Annotated in this window: 27 protein-coding genes; 20 read left to right on the top strand and 7 right to left on the bottom strand. The window is 70.2% G+C overall.

What is annotated here, in order from left to right:
• The first annotated feature begins 126 nt into the window (after nt 1–126).
• From nth to marP, 4 genes are read left to right on the top strand one after another with little or no spacing between them, the layout of a single operon-like run.
• On the top strand, nt 127–807 hold the full coding sequence (gene nth / locus A5655_RS16420) for an endonuclease III (protein ID WP_067011625.1): 681 nt from the start codon (nt 127–129) through the stop codon (nt 805–807).
• Between the two features lie 17 nt (nt 808–824).
• Nucleotides 825–1,463 (top strand): TlpA disulfide reductase family protein, encoded by a 639-nt coding sequence (locus tag A5655_RS16415; protein ID WP_067011623.1) that lies wholly within the window; start codon nt 825–827, stop codon nt 1,461–1,463.
• A 29-nt stretch (nt 1,464–1,492) separates the two neighbouring features.
• Nucleotides 1,493–2,290 carry a CoA pyrophosphatase gene (locus A5655_RS16410; protein WP_369807225.1) on the top strand — a complete coding sequence of 266 codons (798 nt, stop codon included), beginning with the start codon at nt 1,493–1,495 and terminating at the stop codon, nt 2,288–2,290.
• A gap of 11 nt (nt 2,291–2,301) precedes the next feature.
• A complete protein-coding gene (marP, locus tag A5655_RS16405; RefSeq protein ID WP_156764880.1) occupies nt 2,302–3,495 on the top strand; it encodes an acid resistance serine protease MarP in 1,194 nt (397 codons plus the stop codon).
• On the opposite strand, the gene A5655_RS16400 is transcribed toward marP, so the two are convergent.
• Nucleotides 3,488–4,465, bottom strand: a complete 978-nt coding sequence (locus A5655_RS16400) for an alpha/beta fold hydrolase (protein ID WP_067011617.1) — start codon at nt 4,463–4,465, stop codon at nt 3,488–3,490. The genes marP and A5655_RS16400 overlap by 8 nt on opposite strands.
• Nucleotides 4,466–4,990, bottom strand: a complete 525-nt coding sequence (locus tag A5655_RS16395) for a phage holin family protein (protein WP_067011616.1) — start codon at nt 4,988–4,990, stop codon at nt 4,466–4,468.
• Nucleotides 4,991–5,259: 269 nt separating this feature from the next.
• Between A5655_RS16395 and A5655_RS16390 the strand changes: the two genes are divergently transcribed.
• Nucleotides 5,260–5,955, top strand: a complete 696-nt coding sequence (locus tag A5655_RS16390; protein ID WP_156764879.1) for a S1 family peptidase — start codon at nt 5,260–5,262, stop codon at nt 5,953–5,955.
• A gap of 10 nt (nt 5,956–5,965) precedes the next feature.
• On the opposite strand, the gene acs is transcribed toward A5655_RS16390, so the two are convergent.
• A complete protein-coding gene (gene acs / locus A5655_RS16385) occupies nt 5,966–7,915 on the bottom strand; it encodes an acetate--CoA ligase (RefSeq protein ID WP_067011614.1) in 1,950 nt (649 codons plus the stop codon).
• A gap of 187 nt (nt 7,916–8,102) precedes the next feature.
• Here acs and A5655_RS16380 point away from each other — a divergent pair, with 187 nt between their 5' ends.
• Entirely contained in the window at nt 8,103–8,567 is a 465-nt protein-coding gene (locus tag A5655_RS16380; protein WP_067011612.1) for a DUF4232 domain-containing protein, read from the top strand.
• A gap of 6 nt (nt 8,568–8,573) precedes the next feature.
• On the opposite strand, the gene A5655_RS16375 is transcribed toward A5655_RS16380, so the two are convergent.
• On the bottom strand, nt 8,574–9,269 hold the full coding sequence (locus A5655_RS16375) for a hypothetical protein (RefSeq protein ID WP_067011611.1): 696 nt from the start codon (nt 9,267–9,269) through the stop codon (nt 8,574–8,576).
• A 67-nt stretch (nt 9,270–9,336) separates the two neighbouring features.
• On the opposite strand from A5655_RS16375, the gene A5655_RS16370 reads away from it, so the two are divergent.
• Genes A5655_RS16370 through A5655_RS16350 form a run of 5 tightly spaced genes read left to right on the top strand, consistent with a single transcriptional unit; the run spans nt 9,337 to nt 15,120 of the window.
• A complete protein-coding gene (locus A5655_RS16370; RefSeq protein WP_067011609.1) occupies nt 9,337–10,941 on the top strand; it encodes an ABC transporter substrate-binding protein in 1,605 nt (534 codons plus the stop codon).
• A gap of 1 nt (nt 10,942) precedes the next feature.
• A complete protein-coding gene (locus A5655_RS16365; protein WP_067011607.1) occupies nt 10,943–11,869 on the top strand; it encodes an ABC transporter permease in 927 nt (308 codons plus the stop codon).
• Nucleotides 11,862–12,725: an ABC transporter permease gene (locus A5655_RS16360; protein WP_067011605.1), complete on the top strand. Its 864-nt coding sequence runs from the start codon at nt 11,862–11,864 to the stop codon at nt 12,723–12,725. The genes A5655_RS16365 and A5655_RS16360 overlap by 8 nt, the downstream gene beginning before the upstream one ends.
• Nucleotides 12,722–14,350 carry an ABC transporter ATP-binding protein gene (locus A5655_RS16355; RefSeq protein ID WP_067011603.1) on the top strand — a complete coding sequence of 543 codons (1,629 nt, stop codon included), beginning with the start codon at nt 12,722–12,724 and terminating at the stop codon, nt 14,348–14,350. Before A5655_RS16360 ends, A5655_RS16355 begins: the two co-directional genes overlap by 4 nt.
• A gap of 11 nt (nt 14,351–14,361) precedes the next feature.
• The gene (locus tag A5655_RS16350; RefSeq protein ID WP_067011601.1) at nt 14,362–15,120 is read left to right on the top strand and encodes an oxidoreductase; all 759 of its coding nucleotides are present in this window, start codon (nt 14,362–14,364) and stop codon (nt 15,118–15,120) included.
• Nucleotides 15,121–15,549: 429 nt separating this feature from the next.
• On the opposite strand, the gene A5655_RS16345 is transcribed toward A5655_RS16350, so the two are convergent.
• A complete protein-coding gene (locus A5655_RS16345; RefSeq protein WP_067011599.1) occupies nt 15,550–16,407 on the bottom strand; it encodes an HAD-IB family hydrolase in 858 nt (285 codons plus the stop codon).
• A 492-nt stretch (nt 16,408–16,899) separates the two neighbouring features.
• On the opposite strand from A5655_RS16345, the gene ssd reads away from it, so the two are divergent.
• Genes ssd through A5655_RS16310 form a run of 7 tightly spaced genes read left to right on the top strand, consistent with a single transcriptional unit; the run spans nt 16,900 to nt 21,342 of the window.
• Entirely contained in the window at nt 16,900–17,940 is a 1,041-nt protein-coding gene (gene ssd / locus A5655_RS16340; RefSeq protein ID WP_156764890.1) for a septum site-determining protein Ssd, read from the top strand.
• Entirely contained in the window at nt 17,937–19,100 is a 1,164-nt protein-coding gene (locus A5655_RS16335; protein WP_067011595.1) for a TadA family conjugal transfer-associated ATPase, read from the top strand. The genes ssd and A5655_RS16335 overlap by 4 nt, the downstream gene beginning before the upstream one ends.
• Complete coding sequence (locus A5655_RS16330) at nt 19,097–19,891, top strand: type II secretion system F family protein (protein ID WP_067011592.1); 795 nt, start codon at nt 19,097–19,099, stop codon at nt 19,889–19,891. The genes A5655_RS16335 and A5655_RS16330 overlap by 4 nt, the downstream gene beginning before the upstream one ends.
• Complete coding sequence (locus A5655_RS16325; RefSeq protein WP_197508718.1) at nt 19,888–20,478, top strand: type II secretion system F family protein; 591 nt, start codon at nt 19,888–19,890, stop codon at nt 20,476–20,478. The genes A5655_RS16330 and A5655_RS16325 overlap by 4 nt, the downstream gene beginning before the upstream one ends.
• 18 nt (nt 20,479–20,496) lie before the next feature.
• Nucleotides 20,497–20,697 (top strand): DUF4244 domain-containing protein, encoded by a 201-nt coding sequence (locus A5655_RS16320; protein ID WP_067011588.1) that lies wholly within the window; start codon nt 20,497–20,499, stop codon nt 20,695–20,697.
• A 50-nt stretch (nt 20,698–20,747) separates the two neighbouring features.
• Nucleotides 20,748–21,023, top strand: a complete 276-nt coding sequence (locus A5655_RS16315) for a TadE family type IV pilus minor pilin (protein WP_231999179.1) — start codon at nt 20,748–20,750, stop codon at nt 21,021–21,023.
• 16 nt (nt 21,024–21,039) lie between these two features.
• Nucleotides 21,040–21,342: an Rv3654c family TadE-like protein gene (locus A5655_RS16310; RefSeq protein ID WP_067011584.1), complete on the top strand. Its 303-nt coding sequence runs from the start codon at nt 21,040–21,042 to the stop codon at nt 21,340–21,342.
• Here the strand turns inward: A5655_RS16310 and A5655_RS16305 are convergent.
• Nucleotides 21,339–22,361 carry a PAS domain-containing protein gene (locus tag A5655_RS16305; RefSeq protein ID WP_067011582.1) on the bottom strand — a complete coding sequence of 341 codons (1,023 nt, stop codon included), beginning with the start codon at nt 22,359–22,361 and terminating at the stop codon, nt 21,339–21,341. The genes A5655_RS16310 and A5655_RS16305 overlap by 4 nt on opposite strands.
• A 289-nt stretch (nt 22,362–22,650) precedes the next feature.
• Nucleotides 22,651–24,978, bottom strand: coding sequence for a DEAD/DEAH box helicase (locus A5655_RS16300; RefSeq protein ID WP_067011579.1), 2,328 nt, complete (start codon nt 24,976–24,978; stop codon nt 22,651–22,653).
• Nucleotides 24,979–25,237: 259 nt separating this feature from the next.
• On the opposite strand from A5655_RS16300, the gene cspA reads away from it, so the two are divergent.
• Both cspA and A5655_RS16290 read left to right on the top strand, forming a co-directional pair.
• Nucleotides 25,238–25,441, top strand: a complete 204-nt coding sequence (gene cspA, locus A5655_RS16295) for a cold shock protein CspA (protein WP_007166602.1) — start codon at nt 25,238–25,240, stop codon at nt 25,439–25,441.
• Between the two features lie 124 nt (nt 25,442–25,565).
• The gene (locus A5655_RS16290) at nt 25,566–26,159 is read left to right on the top strand and encodes a hypothetical protein (protein ID WP_067011577.1); all 594 of its coding nucleotides are present in this window, start codon (nt 25,566–25,568) and stop codon (nt 26,157–26,159) included.
• The last annotated feature ends 15 nt before the right edge of the window (nt 26,160–26,174 follow it).

Raw genomic sequence — 26,174 nt, 5'->3', positions numbered from 1 at the left:
CTGTCGTAGGTGACAGCGGCAAAGGCATCCGGGCGCTCGAAGTCAACGCCTTCCGCTTCAGACGGTGTCGTCGCCGATCGGTGGTCCAAAGAAACGCGAGTCGGGCTGGTGCGACGGGCGCGGCGAATGAATCGCGCACTGGCGCAAGCGTTTCCAGAGGCCCACTGCGAGCTGGACTTCACGACGCCGCTAGAGCTGACGGTGGCCACCATCCTCTCGGCGCAGAGCACCGACAAGCGGGTCAACCTGACCACGCCGGCGTTGTTCACGCGATATCGCTCCGCGCTCGACTATGCGCAGGCCGACCGCGCCGAGCTGGAAAACCTCATCCGTCCCACCGGTTTCTTCCGCAACAAGGCGTCGTCGCTGATCGGGCTGGGGCAGGCGCTCGTCGAACGGTTCGACGGCGAGGTGCCGTCGACCATGGCCGAGCTGGTGACCCTGCCCGGGGTGGGCCGCAAGACCGCCAACGTCATCCTGGGCAACGCCTTCGACATCCCGGGAATCACCGTCGACACCCATTTCTCGCGGTTGGTGCACAGGTGGCGCTGGACCGTCGAGAAGGATCCGGTCAAGATCGAGCACGCGGTCGGCGAGCTGATCGAACGCCGCGAGTGGACCATGCTCAGCCACCGCGTCATCTTCCACGGCCGCCGGGTGTGCCACGCGCGCAAACCGGCGTGCGGCGCCTGCATCCTCGCCAAGGACTGCCCCTCCTTCGGGCTGGGCCCCACCGAACCGCTGCTCGCCGCGCCGCTCGTCCAGGGCCCGGAAACCGAGCACCTGCTGGCCCTGGTGGGGCTGTAATACCGGGGCGCGCGACGTTGACCCGGACAACCCGGTGGACCATCGCGATCCTGGCCGTGGTGGCGGCGTTGGTCGCGGCGCTGGTGGCCCAGCTGCACGACAACTCGGCACCGACCGCGACGACCCAACCGCCCGCCCCCCGGGAGCACCGCGACGCCGACACGCCCGCCGCGCTCGCCGGTCCGCGCGAGCGCGCCAACCTGCCGCCGTGCCCCGCCGCCGGCGGGGGCCCCGGCCCGGCGGCGCTGCGCGGCATCACGGTGGAGTGCGCCGCCGACGGGTCGGCCGTCGACGTCGCCCGCGCGCTGGCCGGACGCCGGGTGGTCCTCAATCTCTGGGCGTACTGGTGCGCGCCGTGCGCGGCCGAACTTCCCGCGATGGCCGAGTATCAGCGTCGGGTCGGCCCGGACGTGATGGTGGTGACCGTCCACCAGGACGAGAACGAGACGGCCGCGTTACTGCGGTTGGCGGAGTTAGGCGTTCGGCTGCCGACCCTGCAGGACGGCCGTCGTCGGGTCGCTGCCGCGCTGCGTGTGGTAAATGTGATGCCTGCGACGGTCGTCCTCCGGCCGGACGGTAGCGTTGCGCAGATGCTGCCGCGGCCTTTCGCCAGTGCCGACGAGATCGCAGCTGCGGTCGGGAACGACGCGGGATAGGCAGATTGACTGGACCGAGGGAGGCGCCCGTGGGTTCTGGGAGCCTTCCCCGCTCGCGGGGGACCATTCCGCTGCTACCCGACCTGTCGCCGCCCTGGTTGCGTCCGCTGGTCGACAACGTGGGTCAGATCCCCGAGGCGTACCGGCATCGGCTGCCCGCCGGCGTATTGGCGATGGTGACCGCGTCCAAGGCCGCCGCGTCGATGGCGTCATTACTCGGAGACGACCGCGAGGCGGCCGTGCTGGTGTTGTTCTCGGGTCCCGAGTCCGGCCCGGCCGACGGCGGTGTGCCCGACGACGCCGACCTGTTGCTGACCGTGCGGGCCTCGACACTGCGCCACCACGCCGGCCAGGCGGCCTTTCCCGGCGGCGCCTCCGATCCCGGCGACGACGGTCCGGTGGCCACCGCGCTGCGCGAGGCGCAGGAGGAAACCGGGATCGACGTCAGTCGGCTGCATCCACTGGCCACGATGGAACGGACGTTCATCGCGCCGTCGCGGTTCCACGTCGTGCCCGTGTTGGCGTACTCGCCGGACCCCGGGCCGGTGGCCGTCGTCGACGAGACCGAAACGGCGATCGTGTCGCGGGTTCCGGTGCGCGCCTTCATCAATCCGGACAACCGGCTGATGGTGTACCGCGGCAGCCTCGGCCGCCGCTGGGCCGGGCCGGCGTTCCTGCTGAACCAGATGCTGGTGTGGGGATTCACCGGCCAGGTGATCTCCGCGGTGCTGGATGTCGCCGGCTGGGCCCGGCCCTGGGACACCACCAACATCCTGGAGCTGGACGAGGCGATGGTGCTGGTCGGCGACGAGGGCGGCCCCCGATGAACATGAATTCGATGACGCCGTCGCAGTGGCTGGACATCGCCGTGCTCGCGGTCGCTTTCATCGCGGCCATCTCCGGGTGGCGTTCGGGGGCGCTGGGCTCGCTGCTGTCGTTCGTCGGCGTGTTGCTCGGGGCCATCGCGGGCGTGCTGCTGGCGCCCCACATCGTCAGCCACATCGCCGCGCCCCGCGCCAAGCTGTTCACCGCGCTGTTCTTGATCCTCGCGCTGGTCGTCGTCGGCGAGGTCGCCGGCGTCGTGCTGGGGCGGGCCGTCCGCGGCGCGATCCACAGCCGCACAATCCGATCCATCGACTCGGTCATCGGCGTGGGCGTCCAGCTGGTGGTGGTGTTGACCGCGGCGTGGCTGCTGGCCACCCCGCTGACCCAGTCCAAGGACCAGCCGGAACTGGCCGCCGCCGTCCGGGGTTCGCGGGTGCTCGCGCAGGTCAACGAGGTGGCGCCGCCCTGGCTGAAGACGGTGCCCAAACGCCTCTCGGCGCTGTTGAACACCTCCGGGCTGCCCGCGGTGCTCGAGCCGTTCAGCCGCACCCCGGTGATCCCGGTCGCCTCACCCGACCCCGCCCTGGCCACCAACCCGGTGGTGACCAACGCCGCGCCGAGCGTGGTCAAGGTCCGCAGCCTCGCGCCGAGCTGCCAAAAGGTGTTGGAGGGCAGCGGATTCGTGATCGCGCCCGATCGGGTGATGACCAACGCGCACGTGGTGGCCGGGTCCAACAGCGTCCAGATCTACGCCAGCGGCAACCCCCTGGATGCCACCGTGGTGTCCTACGACCCGTCGGTCGACATCGCGATCCTCGCCGTCCCGAACCTGCCGCCCGCGCCGTTGTCCTTCGCCCAGGGCGAGGCGAAAAGCGGCGAAAGCGTTGTGGTGCTGGGCTATCCGGGCGGCGGCAACTTCACCGCGACCCCGGCCAGGATCCGAGAGGCCATCAGGCTCAGCGGTCCCGACATCTACCGGGATCCGGCGCCGGTCACCCGCGACGTGTACACCATCAGAGCCAGTGTGGAGCAAGGCAATTCGGGTGGTCCGTTGATCGACCTCAACGGTCACGTGCTCGGAGTCGTGTTCGGCGCCGCCGTCGACGACCCCGACACCGGGTTCGTGCTGACCGCCGACGAGGTGTCCAGTCAGCTCTCCAAGATCGGCGACACCCAGCAGGTCGCCACCGGGTCCTGCGTCAGCTGACGGGCGTCCCGTACACCTGCTCGAAGAACTTCATCAGGTGCCGGTTGATTTCCTCGGGCGCCTCTTCATGGCTGAAATGCCCTGCGCCGGTGATGGATACGTAGCGACCATGGGCCGCGTAGCGCTGGGTCCGGTCGACCGGGTCGGCGAGCACGTAGGGATCGGCGTCACCCCGCAGGTGGAGTAGCGGTATGCCGAGCTGCTGGGACATCGATTTCATGAACCGCCGGCCCTCGCCGCGCAGCTGGCTGCGCACCGCCCAGCGCTGGTATTCCAGCGCGGAGTGCGCGGCCGCCGGGATCCGAATGGCGGTCCGCAGGTGCCGGATGGTCTGTGAAAAGTCCTCGGAGGCAACCCATTTGGGGCAGCTCCGGCTCCGGACGAGGCGCTCGATCTCCGCGGCGTTGTGCCGGGTCAACAGCCGCTCCGGCCAGATGGGCAGCTGGTAGGCCAGCAACGTCGGCAGCAGCGCATACCCCTGGTCTCGCCGCGTCAACGTCGATCGCCGCAGCGCCGCCGGGTGCGGCGAGCTGATCAGCGCGATGGCGCGCACCAGCCGTGAGTGCAGTAGCGCGGTGGCCCAGCACGCGAGGCCGCCGTCGGCGTGGCCGACCAGCGTCGCCGACGAGTGTCCGAGCGCGCGAATGAGCCCGGCGGTGTCACCGGCGAGCGTCCAGCCGTCGTAGCCGCGGGGCGGTTTGTCGCTGCCGCCGTAGCCGCGTAGGTCGACCGCGACCACGCGCGCCCCGGTCAGCCCGCGCAGCTGATGCCGCCAGGACCACCAGAACGATCCGAAACCGTGCAGCAGCATCACCAGCGGCCGCGCGGTGGCCGGCTGGGCGGGCGGAACGCCGTCACCTTGCCCGCCGGGCAGCGCCTCGACGACGTGGAATCGGATGCCGTTGGCGTGCACGTCGAGGTGGCGCCACGGCCCGTCGATGCGGGTGACCGACGGATCTGGTGCCGGCATCTACCAACCCGAGGGATCCGCGGGTTTTTCAAGCCTGCCGGAGCCGGTGAGTTCCTTCGCCCCGGCGGCGGCCTTGTCGTGGCCGGGAGTGAGCGCGGTGCGCGTCTCCTTGACCGATTCGATGGTCTGCCGCGGGCCGCGGATGCGGCGGACCTTCAGGAAGCCCAGCAGGCCCAGGAACGCGCCGACGACGACCATGATCCCGAACACGATCAGGAACGCCACCCAGCGCCACAACCATTGGTCGAGCAGCTCAGCGAGGAAGAAAAAGAAGAAGAACGTGGAGTAGAACAGCACCACCAGCGCGGCGATGAAATATACGCTGCCGGTCAGGCCCTTCTTGACGTCCCGGGTGATCTCCGAACGGGCGAGTTCGACCTCGGCGCGGACCAGCGTGGACATCTGGGCCGTGGCGTCTTTGATCAGGTCACCGATCGACGGCTCGGCCGGCTTGGCGTGCGGGTCGGCCAACGGAATCGTGGTCAGCGTGCTGGGCACGCCGTTGTTGCGATCGTCTTTGCTCACGGACCGTCCTCTCGGTTCTCTCGTCGCGGTTCATGTTGCCATGCGGTGCGGTGCCAGACGAGGCCAGCTGAAGGCGCCGTGGGACCGCGGAGTTCGGCACCGGCACAGCGAAGCGGCGGCCGCGGCCGCGGGGTGGTCGATCCCCTTGAGCTGGAAAGGAATATGGCGGGGCGCATGATCGCGCCATCTTCGCTGGCGAATTCGCCACCCCGTCCGACTAGACTGACCAGGCCGCTCGGGATCTCGGACCGCTCTTTGGGGGTGTTGCTTTGCAGACGGCCTACCGTTGCTATCAGGCGGCGATGGTGGCCGTGCTCGTGGCGCTGATGAGCGTCCCCGCCCGGGCGGGCGCCGACGACCGGGTCCCGATGGGCGGCGGCGCCGGCATCGTCATCAACGGGGACACCATGTGCACCCTGACGACGATCGGCACCGACGCCGCCGGCGAGCTGATCGGGTTCACCTCGGCGCACTGCGGCGGTCCGGGCGCGCAGGTCGCGGCCGAGGCCGCCCAGGACCGCGGCCCGCTGGGCGTGATGGTCGCGGGCAACGACAATTTGGACTACGCGGTGATCAAGTTCGACCCCGCAAAGGTGGCGCCCGTTTCCAACTACAACGGCTTCGTGATCAGCGGCATCGGCCCGGATCCCACGTTCGGGCAGGTCGCCTGCAAGCAGGGCCGCACGACCGGCAATTCCTGCGGGGTCACCTGGGGGCCGGGCCAGGACCCCGGCACCATCGTGATGCAGGTGTGCGGCCAGCCCGGTGACTCCGGGGCGCCGGTGACCGTCAACAACCTGTTGGTCGGCATGATTCACGGGGCGTTCAGCGACAACCTGCCGACGTGCATCATCAAATTCATCCCGCTGCACACCCCGGCGGTGGTGATGTCGATCAACGCCGACCTCGCCGACATCAACGCCAAGCACCGCGCCGGCGCGGGATTCGTGCCGCTGGCGGGCTGAGCGGGCTTGCCTACTTCGCGCTCCTGATCGCGTCGAACACGCCGGGATCCAGCAGCGTCGACGTGTCACCCAACTCGCGGTTTTCGGCGACGTCGCGCAGCAGCCTGCGCATGATCTTGCCGCTGCGGGTCTTGGGCAGCTCGGGAACCACGTGGACCTCGCGGGGCTTGGCGATGGGCGAAATCTCCCGGGCCACCTCCACGCGCAGCTCGTCGACGATCCCGTCGTGCACCTCGAAGTCGGCGCACAAGACGACGAACGCGCAGATGGCCTGCCCGGTGGTTTCGTCCGTCATGCCGACCACGGCGGCCTCGGCCACCGCGACGTGGCCGACCAGAGCCGATTCCACCTCGGCGGTCGAAAGCCGATGCCCCGACACGTTCATCACGTCGTCGATGCGGCCCACCACCCAGATGGCGCCGTCGGCGTCGTAGTAGGCGCTGTCGCCGGCGAAGTACCAGCCCTGCTCGGCGAACCTGGACCAGTAGGTCTCGACGTAGCGTTCGGGATCGCCCCAGATGCCGCGCAGCATGGACGGCCACGGCTGGTCCAGGACCAGGTAGCCGCTGGCGTGCTCGCCCTTGGCATTGGCGGGCGGGACCTGATCGCCGTGGTCGTCGACGATTCTGGCCGAGATGCCCGGCAGCGGTCGCATCGCCGAACCCGGTTTGGCCGCGGCCACCCCGGGCAGCGGGGTGATCATCCCCGAACCCGTCTCCGTCTGCCACCAGGTGTCGACGATGGGCAGGCTGTCGGCGCCGATCACCTTGCGGTACCAGCGCCACGCCTCCGGGTTGATCGGTTCACCGACCGTCCCCAGCAGTCGAAGGCTGGACAGATCGTGCGCGTCGGGAATCTCGCGCCCCCACTTCATGAAGGTGCGGATGAGCGTGGGTGCGGTGTAATAGATTGTCACGCCGAACTTTTCGATGATCTCGAAATGCCGGTGCTGGGTCGGCGAGTCGGGCGTGCCCTCGTAGAGAACCTCGGTGACCCCGTTGGACAGCGGGCCGTAGACACCGTAGGTGTGCCCGGTGACCCAGCCGATGTCGGCGGTGCACCAAAAGACGTCGCTTTCGGGCTTGATGTCGAAGATGTAGTAGTGCGTGTAGGAGCACTGCGTCAGATAGCCGCCGCTGGTGTGGACGATGCCCTTGGGCTTGCCGGTGGTTCCCGACGTGTACAGCAGGAACAGCGGCTGCTCGGCGTCGAACGGTTGCGGGGTGTGCTCGGGCGAGGCCGAGTCGACCACGTCGTGCCACCACAGGTCGCGGTCGTCGTTCCAGGACACGTCAATTCCGGTGCGCCGCACCACAAGAACGTGCTCGACGGGGCTATCGGAATCCGAGACGGCCTCGTCGGCCGCCTCCTTGAGTGGCGCCGGCTTGCCGCGGCGGAACTGCCCGTCGCTGGTGATCAGCAGCTTGGCCTGGGCGTCGGCGATGCGGGCGCGCAGCGCCTTGGCGGTGAACCCGGCGAACACGACGCTGTGCATGACACCCAGGCGCGCGCAGGCGAGCATGGCGATGACGGCCTCGGGAATCAACGGCATGTAGATGGCGACCCGGTCGCCGGCGACCAGACCGAGATCGGTCAGCGCGTTGGCCGCCTTGCACACCTCGGTCTGCAGGTCGGCGTAGGTCAGGCTGCGGCTGTCGCCCGGTTCGCCCTCCCAGTGGATGGCGACGCGATCCCCGAGGCCGGCCTCCACATGGCGGTCCACGCAGTTGTAGGCGACGTTGAGCTTGCCGTCGGCGAACCATTTGGCGAAGGGCGCCTCCGACCAGTCCAAGACTTCGGTGAACGGCGTCGACCAGGACAGCCGCTCGGCCTGCTTGGCCCAAAACGCCAGCCGGTCCTGCTCGGCCTCGCGGTACAGCTCCTCACCCGCGTTGGCCTGCTCGGCGAACTGCGCCGACGGCGGATACGACGTCGGGCCCTCGGTGTGGGTGGCGGTCACTGGTTTCCTCCTAGCGTCGAGGCCTCGTCAACCGTCAGTGAGCCTAGACCTTCGAAGTGAAAACCCGCTGCCCGATCCGGGGTCAAACCCGCTCGCGTGCCGCATAATCACCGGTGTGCGGGGATCGCAGGCGCGCCGCGTGGCGCTCAGCTTAGCCGCGGCCGCAACGGCTTACGCGGCGACGGGGATGCTGATGCCGTCTGCATGGGCCGAGCCGTCCGACGCCATCGACCAGCCGACGCCGTGCTGGTCGGAACAGGTCGCCGTCAGCGCTTCACCGACGCAGGCCGCGGTCGGCCACCGCGGGGTGACCCTGCTGTTCGCCCTCGCCGGCGGCGCGGATCCGTGCACGCTCAGCGGCTACCCGGGCGTCGACTCGGGCGCCGGCGGACCGCTCATCCACGCCCAGCCGACGCCGCGCGGGTACCTGGGTGGGCTGCCCTCCGGCGTCGAGGTCCCGCCGACCGTCACGCTGTCGCTGTCGAGCCAGGGGCAGGCGGTCGTGGAGGGCATGGCCGTCGACGCCGACGGCAACCCCTGCCCCGGCTACACCGACCTGGTCGTCAGCCCGCCGGCGATCATGCAGGTGTTCACCGTGCCGGCCGCCCTCGAAGCGTGCCGGCTGGAGGTCCATCCCGTCACCGCGGGCTGATTGCGTTTAGGTGCCGGCGCGTGCCAGGCAGTAGACGCGCGGCGGGGCCGGATAAGCGATGGCCTTGTCGCCGGGCGGGCATCGGGCGGCGTCCGTGCTGCCGTCGATGCGCTGGACGACCCTGTCCAGCGTCGGCTGGGGCTCGCCGCAGTCGTCCGGCCGCAGCGTCAGGTTTTCGGATCCGTTGGTCAGCTGGTAGCAGCGGCCCTGCTGCAGGTTCAGCGCGAAGCACAGGATGGCGGCGTCGTCGGTGTAGCGGCTGTAGACGGAGGAATCGCGCTTGCCGTCCGGGCAGTTCGCCGAGGGGACGCCCTTGAAGGCTAGTTGATAGGTATTCGCCGGGTTGGCACAGTCGTTGGCCGGGCTTGAACTGAAAGACCGTGCGAGAAAAGCGTTTTGGTCGATGCACTGGCCCACCGACATGGACTTGTCGGTGTCGAACAGGCTCCTCTTGTTCAGTCGCACGAGGTTTCCGGCGATCCCCAGCGCGCCTAAGGTCAGCAACACGGAGCCGACGACGATGAGCGCGGTGCCCGACTTTCCGGCGCGGGGCTGCGGCGGCGGATGCGGAGACCCGAGGGTGACCGGGCGCGCGCGGTTGCGCGATCGCAATCCGAGTATCAGGCAGATCAGCCCGATCGCCGGAACCCCGACCAGCGCCGCCAGATATCCAACCTGAAGGCCGACTTCGCGCGCGGTCACGGCGCCATCCTAGTCGCGGCGCGCGTCCCGTTCGGCCAGCGACGCCGCAGGCCTTAAGGTCGCTGGCATGCGTCGGATGCTTGCCGCGCTGGCCGTCCTTGCCGCCGGAATGCTGGCCGTCGGCTGTGGTGGCGGCATGCTCAGCCCCGATGTCGTGGTGGTCAACGGCGGTGAGCCGCCGAACCCGCTGATTCCAACCGGCACCAACGACAGCCTGGGCGGGCGGATCCTGGATCGGTTGTTCGCCGGCCTGGTTTCCTACGATGCCGCCGGCAAACCGTCGCCGGAGGTGGCGCAGTCGATCGAGACCACCGACAACGTCAACTACCGGATCATTCTCAAACCCGGCTGGAAGTTCACCGACGGCTCACCGGTCACGGCCCACTCGTTCGTCGACGCGTGGAATTATGGGGCCCTGAGCACCAATGCCCAACTACAGCAGGACTTTTTCAGCCCGATCGACGGGTTCGATGAGGTTGCCGGCGGCGATCCGAAACGCACCACCATGTCCGGCCTGCGGGTGGTCAACGATCTGGAATTCACCGTGCGGCTCAAGGCGCCCACCGTCGACTTCATGTTGCGGCTGGGCCATAGCGCGTTCTATCCGTTGCCGGACATGGCATTTCGTGACATGGCGGCGTTCGGTCGCAGCCCGGTGGGCGACGGCCCCTACCAGCTGGCCGACAGCCCCGACGGGCCGGCCTGGGAACACAACGTCAAGATCGACCTGAAGCCCAACCCCGGATATCGCGGCAACCGGATGCCGCACAACAAAGGCCTGAGGTTCGAGTTCTACGGCAACCTGGACACCGCCTACGCCGACCTGCTGTCAGGAAATCTCGATGTCCTGGACACGATTCCGACGAGCGCGCTGACGATCTACAAGCGCGACCTGGGCGGCAACGCCGCCAGCGGGCCCGTCGCCGTCAGCCAGTCGCTCGACACGCCGCTGCGGCTGCCGCACTTCGGCGGTGAGGAGGGCCGGCTGCGCCGGCTAGCGTTGTCGGCGGCCGTCAACCGTCCGCAGATCTGTCAGCAGATATTCAACGGGACCCGCAGCCCGGCGCGCGATTTCACCGCCCGATCCCTGCCGGGGTTCGACCCGAACATCCCCGGCAACGACGCGTTGGATTTCAACCCCGAACGGGCCCGGCAGCTCTGGGCGCGGGCCGACGCGATCTCACCGTGGAGCGGCCGCTACCTGATCGCCTACAACGCCGACAGCGGCCATCAGGAGTGGGTGGACGCGGTGGCCAACAGCATCAAGAACGTGCTGGGCATCGACGCCGCGGGCGCGCCGCACCCCACCTTCGCGGGATACCGCACCCTGATCACCAGCCGCAAGATCGACACCGCGTTCCGTGCGGGCTGGATCGGGGACTATCCGTCGATGATCGAGTTCCTCGCCCCGCTGTACGCCACCGGCGCGGGATCCAACGACGTCGGATACTCCAGCCGCGAGTTCGATGCCGCGCTGGCCCGCGCCGAGGCCGCGCCCAGCCTGCAGGAGGCGGACGTGCTGGCCAACGCCGCACAGCGAATCCTGCTGCACGACATGCCCGCCGTGCCGCTGTGGTACTACATCGCCGTGGTGGGATGGTCGTCGGCGGTGCGGGGCGTCACGGTGACATGGAACGGGCTGCCCGACTACGAGAACATCGTCAAGGCCTGAAATGGGTTGGTACATAGCGCGCCGGATCGCCGTCATGGTGCCCGTTTTCCTCGGCGCCACCCTGCTGATCTACGGCATGGTCTTCCTGCTACCCGGTGACCCGGTGGCCGCGATCGCCGGGGATCGGCCGCTGACCCCGGCGGTGGCCGCCGCGCTGCGCACCCGTTACCACCTCGACGATCCCTTCCTGATCCAGTACCTGCGCTACCTGGGCGGCATCTTCCGCGGCGACCTCGGGCGCGCCTATTCGGGCCTACCGGTCAGTTCCGTTCTCGCACACGCCTTTCCGGTGACCGTCCGGCTGGCGCTGATCGCCCTGGTGGTGGAGGCGGTGCTGGGCATCGGGTTCGGTGTGATCGCCGGCCTGCGTCAAGGCGGCCTCTTCGACGCCACGGTGCTCATCACGGGGCTGATCATCATCGCGATCCCGATTTTCGTGCTGGGCTTCCTGGCGCAATTCGTTTTCGGGGTGCGGCTGGGGATCGCTCCCGTCACGGTGGGCGAGCGGGCGACCTTCGGGCGGCTGCTGTTGCCCGGGATCGTGTTGGGCGCGGTGTCATTCGCCTACGTGGTGCGGTTGACCCGCTCCTCGGTGGCGGCAAATGCGCACGCGGACTACGTCCGCACCGCCACCGCCAAGGGGTTGTCGCGGCCCCGGGTGGTGACGGTGCACATCCTGCGGAACTCGCTCATCCCGGTGGTGACCTTCCTGGGCGCGGATCTGGGCGCGTTGATGGGCGGAGCCATTGTGACCGAAGGCATCTTCAACATCCACGGCGTCGGCGGGGTGCTGTATCAGGCGGTCACCCGGCAGGAGGCGCCGACGGTGGTGTCGATCGTGACGGTGCTGATCCTGATCTATCTGATCACCAATCTGTTGGTGGACCTGCTCTACGCGGCCCTGGACCCCCGGATCCGCTATGGCTGAGCACTCCGGGTTCTGGGGCGAGGCATGGCGCAAGCTGCGCCGGCGGCCGAAGTTCTTCGCCGCCGGCGCGCTTATCGTGTTCATCGTCGTGGTGGCCGCGTTTCCGGGGCTGTTCACCGCGGCCGATCCCAGCTATGCCGATCCCGGCCAGAGCATGCTGGCGCCGTCGGCGGCGCACTGGTTCGGCACCGATCTGCAGGGCCACGACATTTACGCGCGAACGGTGTACGGCGCGCGCGCATCGGTCAGCGTCGGGCTGGGCGCCACCCTGGTGGTATTCGTCGTCGGCGGGGCGCTGGGCGCGCTGGCCGGCTTCTACGGTGGCTGGGTCGACGCGGCGGTTTCCCGTGTCACCGACGTGTTTTTCGGGCTGCCGCTGTTGTTGGCCGCCATCGTGCTGATGCAGGTCCTGCACCACCGCACGGTGTGGACGGTGATCGCCATCCTGGCCCTGTTCGGCTGGCCTCAGGTGGCCAGGATCGCCCGCGGTGCGGTGCTCGAGGTTCGCGCCAGCGATTACGTGTTGGCCGCGAAGGCGTTGGGCTTGAGCAGGTTTCAGATCCTGCTGCGCCACGCGGTGCCCAACGCGCTGGGCCCGGTGATCGCGGTGGCGACCATCGCCCTGGGCATCTTCATCGTCACGGAGGCGACGCTGTCCTACCTGGGGGTCGGGCTGCCGACGACGGTGGTGTCCTGGGGTGGCGACATCAACGTCGCGCAGACCCGGCTGCGTGCCGGCTCGCCCATTTTGTTCTATCCGGCCGGCGCGCTGGCGATCACGGTGCTCGCGTTCATGATGATGGGCGACGCCCTGCGCGACGCCCTGGACCCGGCGTCGCGGGCGTTCCGCGCGTGAACACGCAAGCCGTGCCGCTGCTGTCGGTCGAGGGCCTGGAGGTCAGGTTCGGCGCGAATGCCCCCGCGGTGTGCGGCGTGGACCTGACCGTGCTGCGCGGCCAGACCGTCGCGGTGGTCGGCGAATCGGGATCCGGGAAATCAACCACGGCCGCCGCGATCCTCGGGCTGCTTCCGCCCGGCGGCCGAATCTCGGCCGGCCGCATCGTGTTCGACGGCCGCGACGTCACCGGCGCCGACCGCCGCGCGCTGCGGTCGATCAGGGGCCGCGCCATCGGCTACGTGCCCCAAGACCCGATGACCAACCTCAACCCGGTCTGGAAGGTGGGGTTCCAGATCCGGGAAGCGTTGCGCGCGAACACCGATACCCGCGAGTCCCGACGCCGCGCCGTCGAGCTGCTGGCCGAGGCGGGCATGCCGGAGCCGGCCAAACAGGCCGGCCGGTATCCCCATCAGCTATCCGGCGGCATGTGCCAGCGCGCGCTGATCGCGATCGGGTTGGCGGGACGCCCGAAGCTGCTCATCGCGGACGAACCGACGTCCGCGCTCGACGTCACCGTCCAACGGCAGGTGCTCGACCATTTGCAGGGGCTCACCGAGCAGCTCGGCACCGCGCTGCTGCTGATCACCCACGACCTGGCCCTCGCCGCCGAACGGGCCGAGTCGGTGATCGTCGTGCACCGCGGCGCGGTGGTGGAATCCGGTGCAGCGCAAGCCATCCTGTCGGATCCGCGACACGAATACACCCGACGGCTGGTGGCCGCCGCCCCGGCACTGGGGCCCTCCCGAACCCGCGTGCGCGCCCCAGAGCCCGCCGGGGACATCCTCGTCGTCTCGGAACTGACCAAGGTCTACCGAGAGTCGCGGGGGGCGCCTCGGTGGCTGGGAAAGCGGCACGCGGAGTTTCGCGCCGTCGACGCCGTGTCGTTTCGGTTGCGCCGCGCGAGCACCCTGGCGATCGCGGGCGAGTCCGGGTCGGGAAAGTCGACGCTGGCGCGGATGGTGTTGGGTCTGCTGCGACCCACGTCGGGCACCGTGGTTTTCGACGGCACCCGGATCGACGACGCGTTGGACCGGGACAAGACGCTGGCGTTTCGCCGGCGCGTGCAACCGGTGTTCCAAAATCCTTACAGCAGTTTGGATCCCATGTATTCGGTGTTTCGCGCCATCGAGGAGCCGCTGCGGATCCACCGGGTCGGTGACCGCAGGCAGCGCGAGCGGGCGGTGCGTGAGCTCGTCGACCACGTCGCGCTGCCGTCGTCGGTGTTGCGGCGGCTGCCCCGCGAACTATCCGGCGGCCAACGGCAGCGGGTGGCGATCGCCCGGGCGCTTGCGCTGCGGCCCGAGGTGCTGGTGTGCGACGAGGCCGTCTCGGCGCTCGACGTGCTCGTGCAGGCGCAGATACTCGACCTGCTGGCCCAGCTGCAGGCCGAAATGGGCCTGACCTACCTGTTCATCAGCCATGACCTGGCGGTGATCCGGCAGATCGCCGATGACGTGCTGGTGATGCAAGCCGGCCGGGTGGTGGAGCAGGCGCCCACCGAGGAGCTGTTCACGCGGCCCGGCCACGAGTACACCCGCCGGTTGCTGGAGGCCATCCCCCGTCCAACCGCGCCGCCCCGATAGGTTGACAAGCTGTGACGGCCGACCCCCTGTCCCCGCTGCTGGAACTCCCCGGCGTCGCCGAGGCCAGCGATCGGGCCCGCGACGCGCTGGGCCGCGCCCACCGCCACCCGGCCAATCTGCGGCGCTGGCCGGTGACCGCCGCCGAAGCGGCGTTGCGGGCGGCGCGCGCCTCTTCGGTCCTCGACGGCGGTCCCGTGCGGCTGGACGATCTGGCGGACGCGGCGCAGGTGAGCGAGCCGGTCTTCGGCGGAGCGCTGCGGGTGGCCCAGGCGCTGGAGGGCGGGGGAGGGCCGCTGGTCGGGATATGGCAACGGGCGCCGTTGCAGGCGCTGGCCCGTCTGCACGTGCTCGCGGCGGCCGACCAGGTCGACGAGGATCGGCTCGGGCGCCCGCGGGCCGACGCCGACGTTGGGCCGCGGCTGGAGTTGCTGGGGGAGTTGGTGACCGGCCGCACGGCCGCGCCGGCGCCGGTGGTGGCCGCGGTCGCGCACGGAGAGCTGCTGACGCTCAGGCCGTTTGGCAGCGCCGACGGCGTGGTGGCCCGGGCGGTGTCGCGGCTGGTGACGATCGCCAGCGGGCTGGACCCGCACGGGTTGGGCGTGCCCGAGGTGAGTTGGATGCGGCAGCCGGCCGATTATCGCGACGCCGCACGCGGATTCGCGGCCGGCACGCCGGACGGCGTCGGCGCCTGGCTGGTGCTGTGTTGCCGGGCGCTGCAGGCCGGCGCGCAGGAGGCCTTGTCGATCGCCGAATCGCTCCCGAATCGGTAGCCGACGGCGCCAAAATCGGCGTCGCCGAATTTGTTTCACAAATGTAAAGCGGGCGACGTCCCGAATTATTCGGTCCGCCGCCCGCTAGCACGGAACTCGGTTACCAAGCGTGCATTTCTGGGCTGCGTGGGTTGGCCTCGGCGATCTTGCGATGTTTCCGGCTGCGACCCCACCCAAAGGGCCGTCGGGGCTTTCCACTTTTCGCAATTACGCAGGCCCGCAACACTTCTGCCATTATCGCGGCTATGACTCCGCGTGGGTGCCGGGTTCCGCGCTGGGCGCCCGGTTCGGGAGAACGATCCTTCTCTTCCGGATCGACCTAGGCCTCACCGAGCTTCCGTGGTTCCTTTGTACTACTAGACCCCAGGCACAGCAAGGCCTAATTGCGAAGCAAAAATCTATTGCACGAATTGCATGTTTGCTGTCCCGCTAAAAGGCAAAGCGGCGCAGCAAAGAGTAGGTGACCGCGCCGGCGGCGAGCGCCGTGACGCCCACCGCGGCGGTGGTCGCGATGGCGGCGCCCGACGGGGCCGGGATCCGGTCGCGCAGCGACACCGGCCGGGAAAACATCAGCACCGGCCAACCGCGCTCGGTCGCTTCTTTGCGCAAGCCGCGGTCGGGGTTGACCACGCTGGGGTGGCCGACGGCCTCGAGCATTGGCAGGTCGGTGATCGAGTCGGAGTAGGCGTAGCAGTGTTCCAGCGGGTAGCCCTCGCGCGCGGCCAGCTCGCGGATCGCCTGCACCTTGCCTTCGCCGTAGCAGTAGAACGCGATCTCGCCGGTGTACTTGCCGTCGGCGACGACCATCCGCGTCGCCATCGCGTGCGTGGCACCGAGCGCCCGGGCGATGGGCGCCACGATCTCTTCGCCGGACGCCGACACCACGACGACGTCGCGGCCGCACAGTTTGTGGGCCGCGATGAGGTCGGCCGCTTCCGCGAAGACCAGCGGGGTCACGATGTCGTGCAGCGTCTCGTTGACGATCGACTTGACCTGTTCCACGTCCCAACCGGCGACCATGTTCGTCATGTGGATGCGCATCCGGTCCATCTGGTCATGATCAGCACCGGAGAGCAGATAGATGAACTGGGCGTAGCTGGACTTGAGCACGGCGCGGCGGTTGAGCAGCCCCTGGTTGAAGAAGGGTTTGCTGAAAGCCAGCGTGCTGGACTTGGCGATGATGGTTTTGTCCAGGTCGAAAAAGGCGGCAGTGCGGGCGCGAGGAGCGGCGGTTGCAGGTGTTTCCGGTGAGGTTTGCTGCCGCGCGGCCGAGTCGGAGACGGTCACCGATCCAGCATAGGTCGGCGATCCGGCGGCGCCGGGGAGTTAGGCCCAAAACGGCCGCTCATGGCGGGCCCAAGAACATACCGTCGGTATTTTTGCGGCTCAACGCACGTTTCGTAAGAACAACTACTTGCGTTAGTGCGGACTGTCATGTGTATAGTAAGCATTACTCGGCCTGAGCCGAGGGTGCATCAGCCCGACCCCCCGGGGCTGATACACGACGACCCTCGCCTCCTCCCCCCCTGGCGGGGGTCGTCCCTTTTCTGGGGTAAGTTTTCCCGCCGCCGTCGGGCATCGATGGACCGGCCGCCGGGCGTTGCGGGAAGGTGTCCCTCGCGCCCCGGCTGAGTTCCAGGGCGACGCGTTTGTACACACTCGCGTCTCTATCCACAAATCCGGCTTTGGCACTGGTGTGCCAAGGTCACGGCCCCGCAGGGTGGGTTGATGACTAGCACCACCGTCCCGAAAGCGGCCGGCTCCTCGGGCGTGCTGGCGGTGTTGGCGGGTCCGGAATTGCGCGACGAACTCGATCGGGTGGCCGCCGCGGTCGGGGTTCGGGTGGTCCACGCCGGCGGCTCCGCGGTGGGCCGCAAGGCATGGTCGGCGGCCGCGGCGGTGGTGCTCGACGAGGCCGCGGCGGATCGGTGCGGCCGGGCGGCGCTGCCGCGGCGCGCCCACGTGAGCGTCGTGACGATCGCCGAACCCGCGACGTCGACGTGGTCGGCGGCCGTCGCGATCGGCGCCGATCACGTGCTGAAGCTGCCCGACAACGAGCGTGAATTGATCCGCGAGCTCGCCGAGGCCGGCGAAGCCGCGCGCGATGACGGCCCGGGCGGTGAGGTCGTCGCCGTCATCGGCGGTTGCGGCGGGGCCGGCGCGTCGGTGCTCGCGGTCGCCGTGGCGCAAGCCGCCGGCGACGCCCTGCTGGTGGACCTCGACCCGTGGGGCGGCGGCATCGACTTGCTCGTGGGCGGCGAGGGCACGCCCGGTGTGCGCTGGCCCGATCTGGCGCTGCAGGGCGGGCGGCTCAACTGGCCGGCCGTGCGCGAGGCGCTGCCGCGACACGGCGGAATCAGCGTGCTGTCCGGCACTCGCCGCGGGTACGAGCTGGGCGGCGCGGCGGTGGACGCCGTCGTCGATGCCGGGCGCCGCGGCGGCGTCACCGTCGTCTGCGATCTGCCCCGCCGCCTGACCGACGCGACGCACGCCGCGCTGGACGCCGCCGACCTCGTCGTCGTGGTCGCCCGCTGCGACGTGCGGGCGTGCGCGGCGACCGCGGCCTTGGGCCCGGTGCTCGCCGCGATCAATCCCAATCTCGGGTTGGTCGTGCGGGGTCCGTCGCCGGGTGGATTGCGGGCGGCCGAGGTGGCCGAGGTCACCGGCCTGCCGCTGCTCGCGTCGATCAGGGCCGAGCCGCAACTGGTCCGGCAGCTCGAGCGCGGCGGCCTGCGGTTGGGACGGCGCGGTCCGCTCACGGCGGCCGCGCGCCGGGTGCTCGCGGCGCTGCCCGCGGGGCGGAAGGGCCGGGCGGCGTGAGCGGGTCGCTGATCGAGCGGGTGCGCGAGCGGCTGGCATCCGAATCGGTCCCGCTGCGACCCAGCGTGGTGGCCGCCGCGATCCGGGCCGAGTCCGGCGGGATGCTCGGCGACACCGAGGTCCTGGCCAACCTGCGGGTGCTGGAAACCGAGCTGACCGGGGCCGGCATCTTGGAACCGCTGCTGTGCGCGGACGGGACCACGGACGTCCTGGTGACCGCGCCCGACGCCGTCTGGGTCGACGACGGAAACGGTCTGCGGCGCAGCGATGTTCGTTTCGCCGACGAGGCGGCGGTGCGGCGCCTGGCCCAGCGGCTGGCGTCGGCCACCGGACGGCGCCTGGACGACGCGCAGCCCTGGGTGGACGGCCAGCTGACCGGCATCGGCGCCGGAGGGTTCGCGGTGCGGTTGCATGCCGTGCTGCCGCCCGTCGCGGCCGGCGGTACCTGCTTGTCGCTGCGCGTATTGCGCCCGGCCACTCAGGATTTGGCGGCCCTCACCGCGGCCGGCGCGATCGATCCCCGGGCCGGCGCGCTGATCGGCGAGATCATCGCCGCCCGGTTGGCCTTTCTGGTGAGCGGGGGGACAGGCGCGGGGAAGACGACCCTGCTCGCCGCGATGCTGGGCGCCGTGCCGGCCACGGAACGGATCGTGTGCGTCGAGGATGCCGCCGAGTTGGCGCCCCCGCATCCGCATTTGGTCAAGCTGGTCGCGCGCTGCCCCAACGTCGAAGGCGTCGGCGAGGTCCCGGTGCGTGAACTCGTCCGGCAGGCGTTGCGGATGCGGCCCGACCGCATCGTGGTCGGCGAGGTCCGGGGCGCCGAAGTGGTCGATTTGCTGGCGGCGCTGAACACCGGGCACGACGGCGGGGCGGGCACGGTGCACGCCAACAATCCGGGCGAGGTTCCCGCCCGGCTGGAGGCGCTGGGCGCCGTCGGCGGTCTGGGCCGGGCGGCGCTGCACAGCCAGCTCGCCGCGGCGGTGCAGGTGCTGCTGCACGTCGCGCGGGACCGGGCCGGTCGTCGCCGGCTCGGCGAGATAGCCGTGCTGCGCCAGGTCGGCGGGCGGGTTCGGGCGGTCACCGTGTGGCACGCGGATCGGGGCATGAGCGACGACGCGGGCGATCTGCACCGCCTGGTGCGCGGCCGGATGTCGGCATGAACGGCATCGCGTTTGCCGCGCTGCTGTTATCGCTTGCGCTGCTGGTGTTTCCGTCGTCGCCGCGGGGCAGGCTGCGAGCGCCCGCGCGGGTCACCCGTCCCCTGGCCGGCCGGGGCGCGGTTGCGTGCGTCGCCTGCGGCCTCGCCGCTGCCGCCGTCCTGCTGCCGTGGACGGCGGTCCTCGCCATGGGCGTGGCGGGCGCGACGGTGAGCCTGCGTTACCGTCGCCGCCGCCGGATCCGGCGGGCCCTCGACGAGGGCCGCACCCTGGAGACCGCCCTCGACGTGCTGGTCGGCGAGTTGCGGGTGGGCTCGCACCCGGTGCGCGCGTTCCGCGTCGCCGCCGAGGAAACCGTGGGGGCGGTCGGCGCGTCGCTGCGGGCGGTTTCGGCGCGGGCCCGACTGGGCGCCGACGTCACGGCCGGCCTGCGCGCCGCGGCGCGATCGTCGGCGCTGCCCGCGCAGTGGGATCGGCTCGCGGTGTGCTGGCAGCTGGCCAGCGACCAGGGGCTGGCGATAGCCACCCTGATGCGTGCCGCGCAGCGCGATATCGCCGAGCGGCAACGCTTTTCGGCTCGAGTGTCATCCAGCATGGCCGGGGCGCGCGCCGCGGCGACGATCCTGGCGGGCCTGCCGGTGTTCGGTGTGCTGCTGGGCCAGCTGATCGGGGCGCGACCGCTGAATTTCTTGCTGGGTGGGCATGCCGGGGGCTGGCTGCTGCTGGTCGGCTCGGTACTGGCCTGCGGCGGGCTGCTGTGGGCGGACCGCATCACCGATGGGCTCGGCGCATGACTGCCACAGCGGTGCTGCTGGCCGTGGCGCTGTGGATCGGCCCCGGCCCATCGGTGGTCCGGGCGCGTGTCGGAATCCGGGCCGGCCCCTACCGGCGGAAGGCGCCGCGGCCGCGGCGTGGTGCGGACCCGCTGGCGGTGGCCTCCAGCCTCGACGTCCTGGCCGTGTGCCTGGAAGCCGGCATGGCGGTGTCGACGGCCGCGGCCGCGACCGCCCCGTCCGCGCCGCCGAGCCTGGCCGGGGTGCTGCGCCGCGCCGCGGACCTGTTGGCGTTGGGTGCGGATCCCGCCGTGGCATGGGCGGTTTCGCCGGAGCCAACCCGGTCGGTCGATGCGCAAATCGATGCGCTGCTCCGGCTGGCGCGGCGTTCGGCGTCTTCGGGAGCGGCGCTGGCCCGCGGCGTCGCCGAATTGGCCGACGAGTCCCGTCACGAAGCCGCGCACGCGGCGACCGCGGCCGCCGAACGGGCCGGGGTGCTGATCGCCGGGCCGCTCGGTCTGTGTTTTCTGCCGGCGTTTGTGTGCCTGGGCATCGTCCCGGTGGTCGCGGGCCTGGCCGGTGACGTCTTGCAATCGGGCCTGCTGTGAAAGGAAGGGAAGGCATTGATGATCAACAGGTTTCGCTCGCTGCTGGCGCGGGTGGCCGTGCTGGCGACCGACGAGTCGGGCATGTCGACGGTCGAGTACGCCATCGGGACGATCGCCGCGGCCGCCTTCGGCGCGATCCTCTACACCGTGGTCACCGGCGACTCGATCGTCTCGGCGCTGACCAACATCATCGGTCGCGCGCTCAACACCAAGGTCTAGCGGCCTGTGCCGGCGCGAGCACCGTCGAGGCGGCGCTGGCGATCGCCACGCTGGTCGTGGTGCTGGCGCTGTGCCTGGCGGGCGTCACCGCGGTGTCGATGCAGGTGCGCTGCGTCGACGCCGCCCGCGAGGCGGCCCGGCTGGCGGCGCGCGGCGACGAACGTGCGGCGCTTGACGTCGCGCGCCGGATCGCGCCCGTCGGGTCGCGCGTTCAGGTGCGCCGGGACGGCGATTTCCTCGTCGCCACCGTCGTCGCGCACTCGAAACTGTTTCCTTCGTTGGACATTGCGGCCAAGGCGGTCTCGGCGGCCGAGCCCGGCCGATGATCGGGGATCGGCGACGGTGCTGGCCGCCGCGATGGTGGCGGTGCTGCTGCTGGTCACCGGGGCGGGCGCCTATCTCGGTTCGGTGGTGGTGGCACGTCATCGGGCGCAGGCCGCGGCGGACCTGGCCGCGCTGGCCGCCGCGGCCCGGCTACCCTCCGGCGCCGCGGCGGCGTGCGCCCGCGCGACGGTCGTGGCGCGCGAGATGCGGGTCGACGATGCGCGGTGCGCGGTGGACGATCTCGACGTCGTGGTGACCGTCGAGGTGCGTGTCGCCGTTGCCGGCACGGCGCGGGCCGCCGCGCGGGCGGGGCCGGCCTAGTGCGATTCCAGCCCCGCGGCGGAGACTTCGTCGTCGGTCGGCAATCGCAGCGAGACCAGTCCGGCGAAGGTGTCGGGTTCGATTTCCACCTTGTTGACCGTGACGTGCACGGGCACCCACTCGTCGTCGTGGCCCCGCATGCGCAGCACCCGGCTCGCCGGGCCGTCGACGAATTCCGCCGTCATCGAGGACTTCAGGTGCTCGTCGTCGGGATGGACCTTCGGCCTGTCCGTCTTGGCGCCGCGCCAGTCGTAGAACGGGCAGGGCTCGTCGAGCCACCTCAGCAGGGTCCAGTTCCGCAGGTCGACGAGGGCCCGGTGGACCCCGGCCTGGGCCAGTCCGTTGAGGATTCGCTGGGCGAGATCGTCGGTGGATACCACCGGTCCCTTGATTTCCGATCGCCAGTTCATCGCCCGGGCGATCAGGTGGTCGCGGCCGTCCGGCCCGGGTTCCAGCGTGGTGCGCGCGACAAAGCCGATCCGAATGGGATTTCCCTGCCAGTCGGTGAGATCCCAAGTGCTGCAGATGGTTTGGTCGGGCATGGCCCGAACCGCCATGGCGAGCACCTTGCTTTCGTTCGGGTTGAGCTCTCGCGAGGGCAGGTCCTCCGCGAAGGCCCTGCCGAAGGTCACCTCGACGTCGGGATTCTTGCCGCTGTTGGTCAGCGACTGCCTGGTGTCGGTGGCCACGCCGAGGGTGAGGTCCCACTTCAGCGGGCCGGGGATCGGCCGCTCGGACGGGTCGGCGTCGGCCGGTCCGGTCCACACGTGCACGCCGTGGAGCTGACCGTCGGACATCACCACTGGCTCGGTGCGGATGACGCGGTCGCGCTTGGTGGTGATGCTGGTCAGGCTCTGGCCGGTTTGCACCGACTCGGCGATCGCGGTCCGCACGGCCGCGAGGTGCGGGCTGCGGCGCAGGAACGTCGTGATCGGGATCAGGTTCTTGAGTTGGCGACCCTGCGCCACGACGGCGGGCTCGCCCCCCAACGTCTCCACGAGCAACCAGTCGTGGGCCATAGGCGCATTTTACGGTGGCGCGGCGGCCGGTCATGCCGGTGCCGGACCAGCGCCCTGTGGATCGCGAATGGATCGTGTTTTCGCCCGTCGGTGGCGCGGCGCGGTGGTACGTTGAAGTTTCTTCAGCAGTGAGGAATGGCGCCCGTCACGACGCACGTTCGTGGAGGTCGACCGTTGAGGGGTCGGTCGCCGTCCCGGCATTGCTTGGCGTAAATCGCCGCCCAACTATGGCACGGGCGCGCAGATCCGCGGCGTGCCGATCGGGCCGATGATGAATACATCGTTGGCGTCAACCGAGGGCGTCGCCCAATTCCTTGAGCACCAGCCGCAGCACCGCCACGGCCCCCGCCTTGTCCAGCGGGTCGTTGCCATTGCCGCATTTGGGGGACTGCACGCACGACGGGCATCCGTTCGGGCATTCGCAGGCCTCGATCGCCGCGGCCGTCGCGCCCAACCAGGTGCGGGCCCGGCGGAATCCGCGCTCGGCGAATCCCGCCCCGCCCGGGTAGCCGTCGTAGACGAAGACCGTGGGCAGGCCGTCGGGACCGATCGCGGTGGACAGGCCGCCGATGTCACCGCGGTCGCAGCTGGCAACCAGCGGTAGCAGGCCGATGGCCGCGTGCTCGGCGGCGTGCAGGGAGCCGGGAACGCGTGGCGCCTCAATGCCGTTGCGCAGCAAGGTATCCGGAGCGACGGTGTACATGGCGGCCATGGTGGGCAGCACGTGCTCGGGCATGTCCAGCTCGATGAAGTCGATCACCTCCCCGGACATCCGGCGACGCAGGTAGCCCACCACCCGGTGGGTGACCCGGACGGGCACCAAGCCCAGGGTGACGGGCCCGAAGGTCGACCGTTCGCCGGTGCCGGTGACGACGATGTCGGTGAGCTCGCGCGCGAACGTCGCATACCCCGGATCCTCGGCATGCACGAACGCGATGCCGTCCTCGGTGTCCAGGGAGTCGACGACGTAGGTCTCGCCCTGATGCAGATACACCGCGCCGGGGTGCACCGTGGCCGGGGCCCGATCGACCCCGGTGCTGCCCAGCAGTCGCCCGGTGTCCGCCTCGACGATGACGATCTGGCCGCCCGCCGAGCCGCGGATGTCCACCGCGCCGTGCGGTTGTATGCCGGCCGCGGGGAAGTACTTGTCGTTGCGCCGCCGCAGCAACCCGTCGTCGACCAGGCCTTGGGCCACCTCGATGGCGCCGAACTCCCGGATCTCGGTTTCGTCCAGCGGCATTTCGGTTGCGGCACAAAGCAGTTGGGGCCCGAGAATGTAGGGGTTGGCGGGATCGATGACGACCCGCTCGACCGGCTTGTCCAGCAGCGCGGCCGGGTGGTGAACCAGATACGTGTCCAGGGGGTCGTCGCGGGCGATCAGGACGACCAGCGCGCCCTGGCCCCGTCGCCCCGAACGGCCGGCCTGCTGCCAGAACGAGGCGACCGTCCCCGGGAACCCGGCGAGCACCACCGCGTCCAGTCCGGCGATGTCGACGCCGAGCTCCAGCGCGTTGGTGGTGGCCAGGCCGCGCAGTCGCCCCTCGGCCAGGGCGCGCTCCAGCGCGGTGCGGTCCTCGGCGAGATAGCCGGCGCGGTACGACGCCACCTTCGACGAGAGTTCCGGCGCGACGTCCTCGAGCCGCGCGCGTGCACCCAGCGCGGTCAATTCGGCGGCGCGGCGCGACCGGACGAAGGTCAGCGTTTGCGCGCCCTGGGCGATCAGGTCGGCCATCACCCGCGCCGCCTCGGCGCCGGCGGATCGGCGCACCGGCGCGCCGTGCTCGCCGGTGAGGTCGGTCCGCAACGCCGGCTCCCACAACGCCACGGTCCGCGCCCCCTGCGGCGAGCCGTCCTCGGTGACCTCGGCGACCGGACGGCCGATGAGCTCGGCGGCCGTCGCGCCGGGTGAATCGGTCGTCGCGCTGGCGAAAACAACCGTGGGCGAAGACGAATAGCGCTCGCACAGCCGCAACAGCCGGCGCAGGACCATCGCCACGTTCGAGCCGAAAACCCCACGGTAGTAATGGCATTCGTCGACGATGACGAAGCGAAGGCCGCGCAGCAGGACGGCCCAGCGGGCATGGTTACGCAGGATCGACAGATGGATCATGTCGGGGTTGGAAAACAGCCAGCGCGAGCGTTCGCGCGCGAAGCGTCGCACCTCGGCCGGACTGTCGCCGTCGTAGGCGGTGGGCGCGACCCCGAAACCGGGCTCGCGCAGCCGGGGAACGGCCGCGGTCAGCGCGTGCGCGGTGCGCAATTGGTCGTGGCCCAGCGCCTTGGTCGGCGACAGGTAAAGCACCCGGGCCCGCGGATCGGTCGCCAGCGCGTTGAGGACGGGAAGCTGATAGGCCAGCGACTTGCCCGACGCGGTGCCGGTGCTGATCACCACGTGGCGGCCGGCGTGGGCCAGTTCCGCGGCCTGAAACTGGTGTGACCACGGCGCCTCGGCGCCGCGCTCGGCGAACGCGCGAACCACGTCGGGCTCGGCCCACTCCGGCCAGCCGTGCGGCCGGCCGGTGCGCGCGGGCAGCTCGGCGACGTGGCGCAGCGGGCGCTCGCCCGCCGCGGTCCCGGCGAGCGCGACCGTCAGCAGGTCGGCGCCAAAACTCGCCACGTGACACCCTCCAAGCATCCGGCTGAGAATCCGTCCAGCACACAAGTCTGTCGCGGACGCGATGAACATGGTTGACTGATTGCGGTCGCAGCTTCTGTGTTCGTGTAAAACTTTCGCAGGAACAACGTTGCGACCGCGGTTCCTGCGAGGTTATCGGTCGGGTGAAGTTCCGGCGACTACGCGAGGTATGGCGGTCGCAGCTGGCCCGGGGCATCGAAAGGCGGTGCCCCGCACCCATAAGAAAAGGAAAGATCGAGAGATGCCACAGGGAACTGTGAAGTGGTTCAACGCGGAGAAGGGCTTCGGGTTCATTGCGCCCGAGGACGGTTCCGCAGATGTTTTTGTCCACTACACGGAGATCCAGGGTTCGGGCTTCCGCACCCTCGAAGAAAACCAGAAGGTCGAGTTCGAGATCGGCCACAGCCCTAAGGGCCCCCAGGCCACCGGAGTCCGCTCCGTCTGAGACGAGCAGCTTCTCCACGAAACCCCCCGCGCAACTCCGCTCTGCGGAACTCGCCGGGGGGTTTTCGCTTTCCGTTTAGAGCGCCTGAAGGCGTGGACGGTCGACCTGGCCTACTGTCGTTGGCGTGAGCCAGCTTTCCTTCTTCACAGCGGAGTCGGTGCCGCCCGCGGTCGCCGATCTCTCGGGGGTGCTGGCGTCCTCCGGCCAGATCGTGGTGGTCGGCGCCTCGTCCGAAAGCCAGGGTGCGCGCCTTTCGGTGGTCGTGGACCAGCCGTGGCGGGCGGCCGCGCTGGCCGACATGATCCGCGAGGCGGGTCTGGCGTCCGAGATCGGCCGCACCGACGAGGACACCCCCTTGGTGCGGACGGCCGTGACCCCCGCGTTGATCACGCTCGCCGCCGAATGGACCCGGGGCGCGGTCAAGACGGTGCCACCGCGGTGGCTGCCCGGGCCGCGGGAGCTGCGGGCGTGGACCCTTGCGGCCGGCAACCCGGAGGGCGACCACTATCTGCTGGGCCTGGATCCGCACGCGCCCGACACCCATTCGCCGCTGGCGTCGGCGCTGATGCGCGTCGGGATCGCGCCCACCCTGATCGGCACGCGCGGCGGGCGTCCGGCGCTTCGTATCAGCGGCCGTCGCAGGCTGTCGCGCCTGGTAGAGAACGTGGGGGAACCGCCGGACGGCGCCGAGGCGTTGTCGCTGTGGCCCCGGGTCTAGCCGGGATCTCGGACC

This window comes from Mycobacterium sp. 1081908.1, assembly GCF_001673535.1.
Classification (GTDB): Bacteria; Actinomycetota; Actinomycetes; order Mycobacteriales; family Mycobacteriaceae; genus Mycobacterium.
The sequence above is the reverse complement of the archived record's forward strand: the minus strand, read 5'-3'. Positions and strand labels throughout refer to the sequence as shown.

What these genes read in the sequence shown, in the direction of transcription:
- nth (WP_067011625.1), top strand. Translation starts at nt 127, where the DNA reads ATGAATCGCGCACTGGCGCAAGCGTTTCCAGAGGCCCACTGCGAGCTG.
- A5655_RS16325 (WP_197508718.1), top strand. Translation starts at nt 19,888, where the DNA reads ATGACTGCCACAGCGGTGCTGCTGGCCGTGGCGCTGTGGATCGGCCCC.
- A5655_RS16360 (WP_067011605.1), top strand. Translation starts at nt 11,862, where the DNA reads ATGGCTGAGCACTCCGGGTTCTGGGGCGAGGCATGGCGCAAGCTGCGC.
- marP (WP_156764880.1), top strand. Translation starts at nt 2,302, where the DNA reads ATGACGCCGTCGCAGTGGCTGGACATCGCCGTGCTCGCGGTCGCTTTC.
- A5655_RS16305 (WP_067011582.1), bottom strand. Translation starts at nt 22,361, where the DNA reads ATGGCCCACGACTGGTTGCTCGTGGAGACGTTGGGGGGCGAGCCCGCC.
- A5655_RS16380 (WP_067011612.1), top strand. Translation starts at nt 8,103, where the DNA reads ATGCTGATGCCGTCTGCATGGGCCGAGCCGTCCGACGCCATCGACCAG.
- A5655_RS16330 (WP_067011592.1), top strand. Translation starts at nt 19,097, where the DNA reads ATGAACGGCATCGCGTTTGCCGCGCTGCTGTTATCGCTTGCGCTGCTG.
- A5655_RS16370 (WP_067011609.1), top strand. Translation starts at nt 9,337, where the DNA reads ATGCGTCGGATGCTTGCCGCGCTGGCCGTCCTTGCCGCCGGAATGCTG.
- A5655_RS16365 (WP_067011607.1), top strand. Translation starts at nt 10,943, where the DNA reads ATGGGTTGGTACATAGCGCGCCGGATCGCCGTCATGGTGCCCGTTTTC.
- A5655_RS16400 (WP_067011617.1), bottom strand. Translation starts at nt 4,465, where the DNA reads ATGCCGGCACCAGATCCGTCGGTCACCCGCATCGACGGGCCGTGGCGC.
- A5655_RS16320 (WP_067011588.1), top strand. Translation starts at nt 20,497, where the DNA reads ATGATCAACAGGTTTCGCTCGCTGCTGGCGCGGGTGGCCGTGCTGGCG.
- cspA (WP_007166602.1), top strand. Translation starts at nt 25,238, where the DNA reads ATGCCACAGGGAACTGTGAAGTGGTTCAACGCGGAGAAGGGCTTCGGG.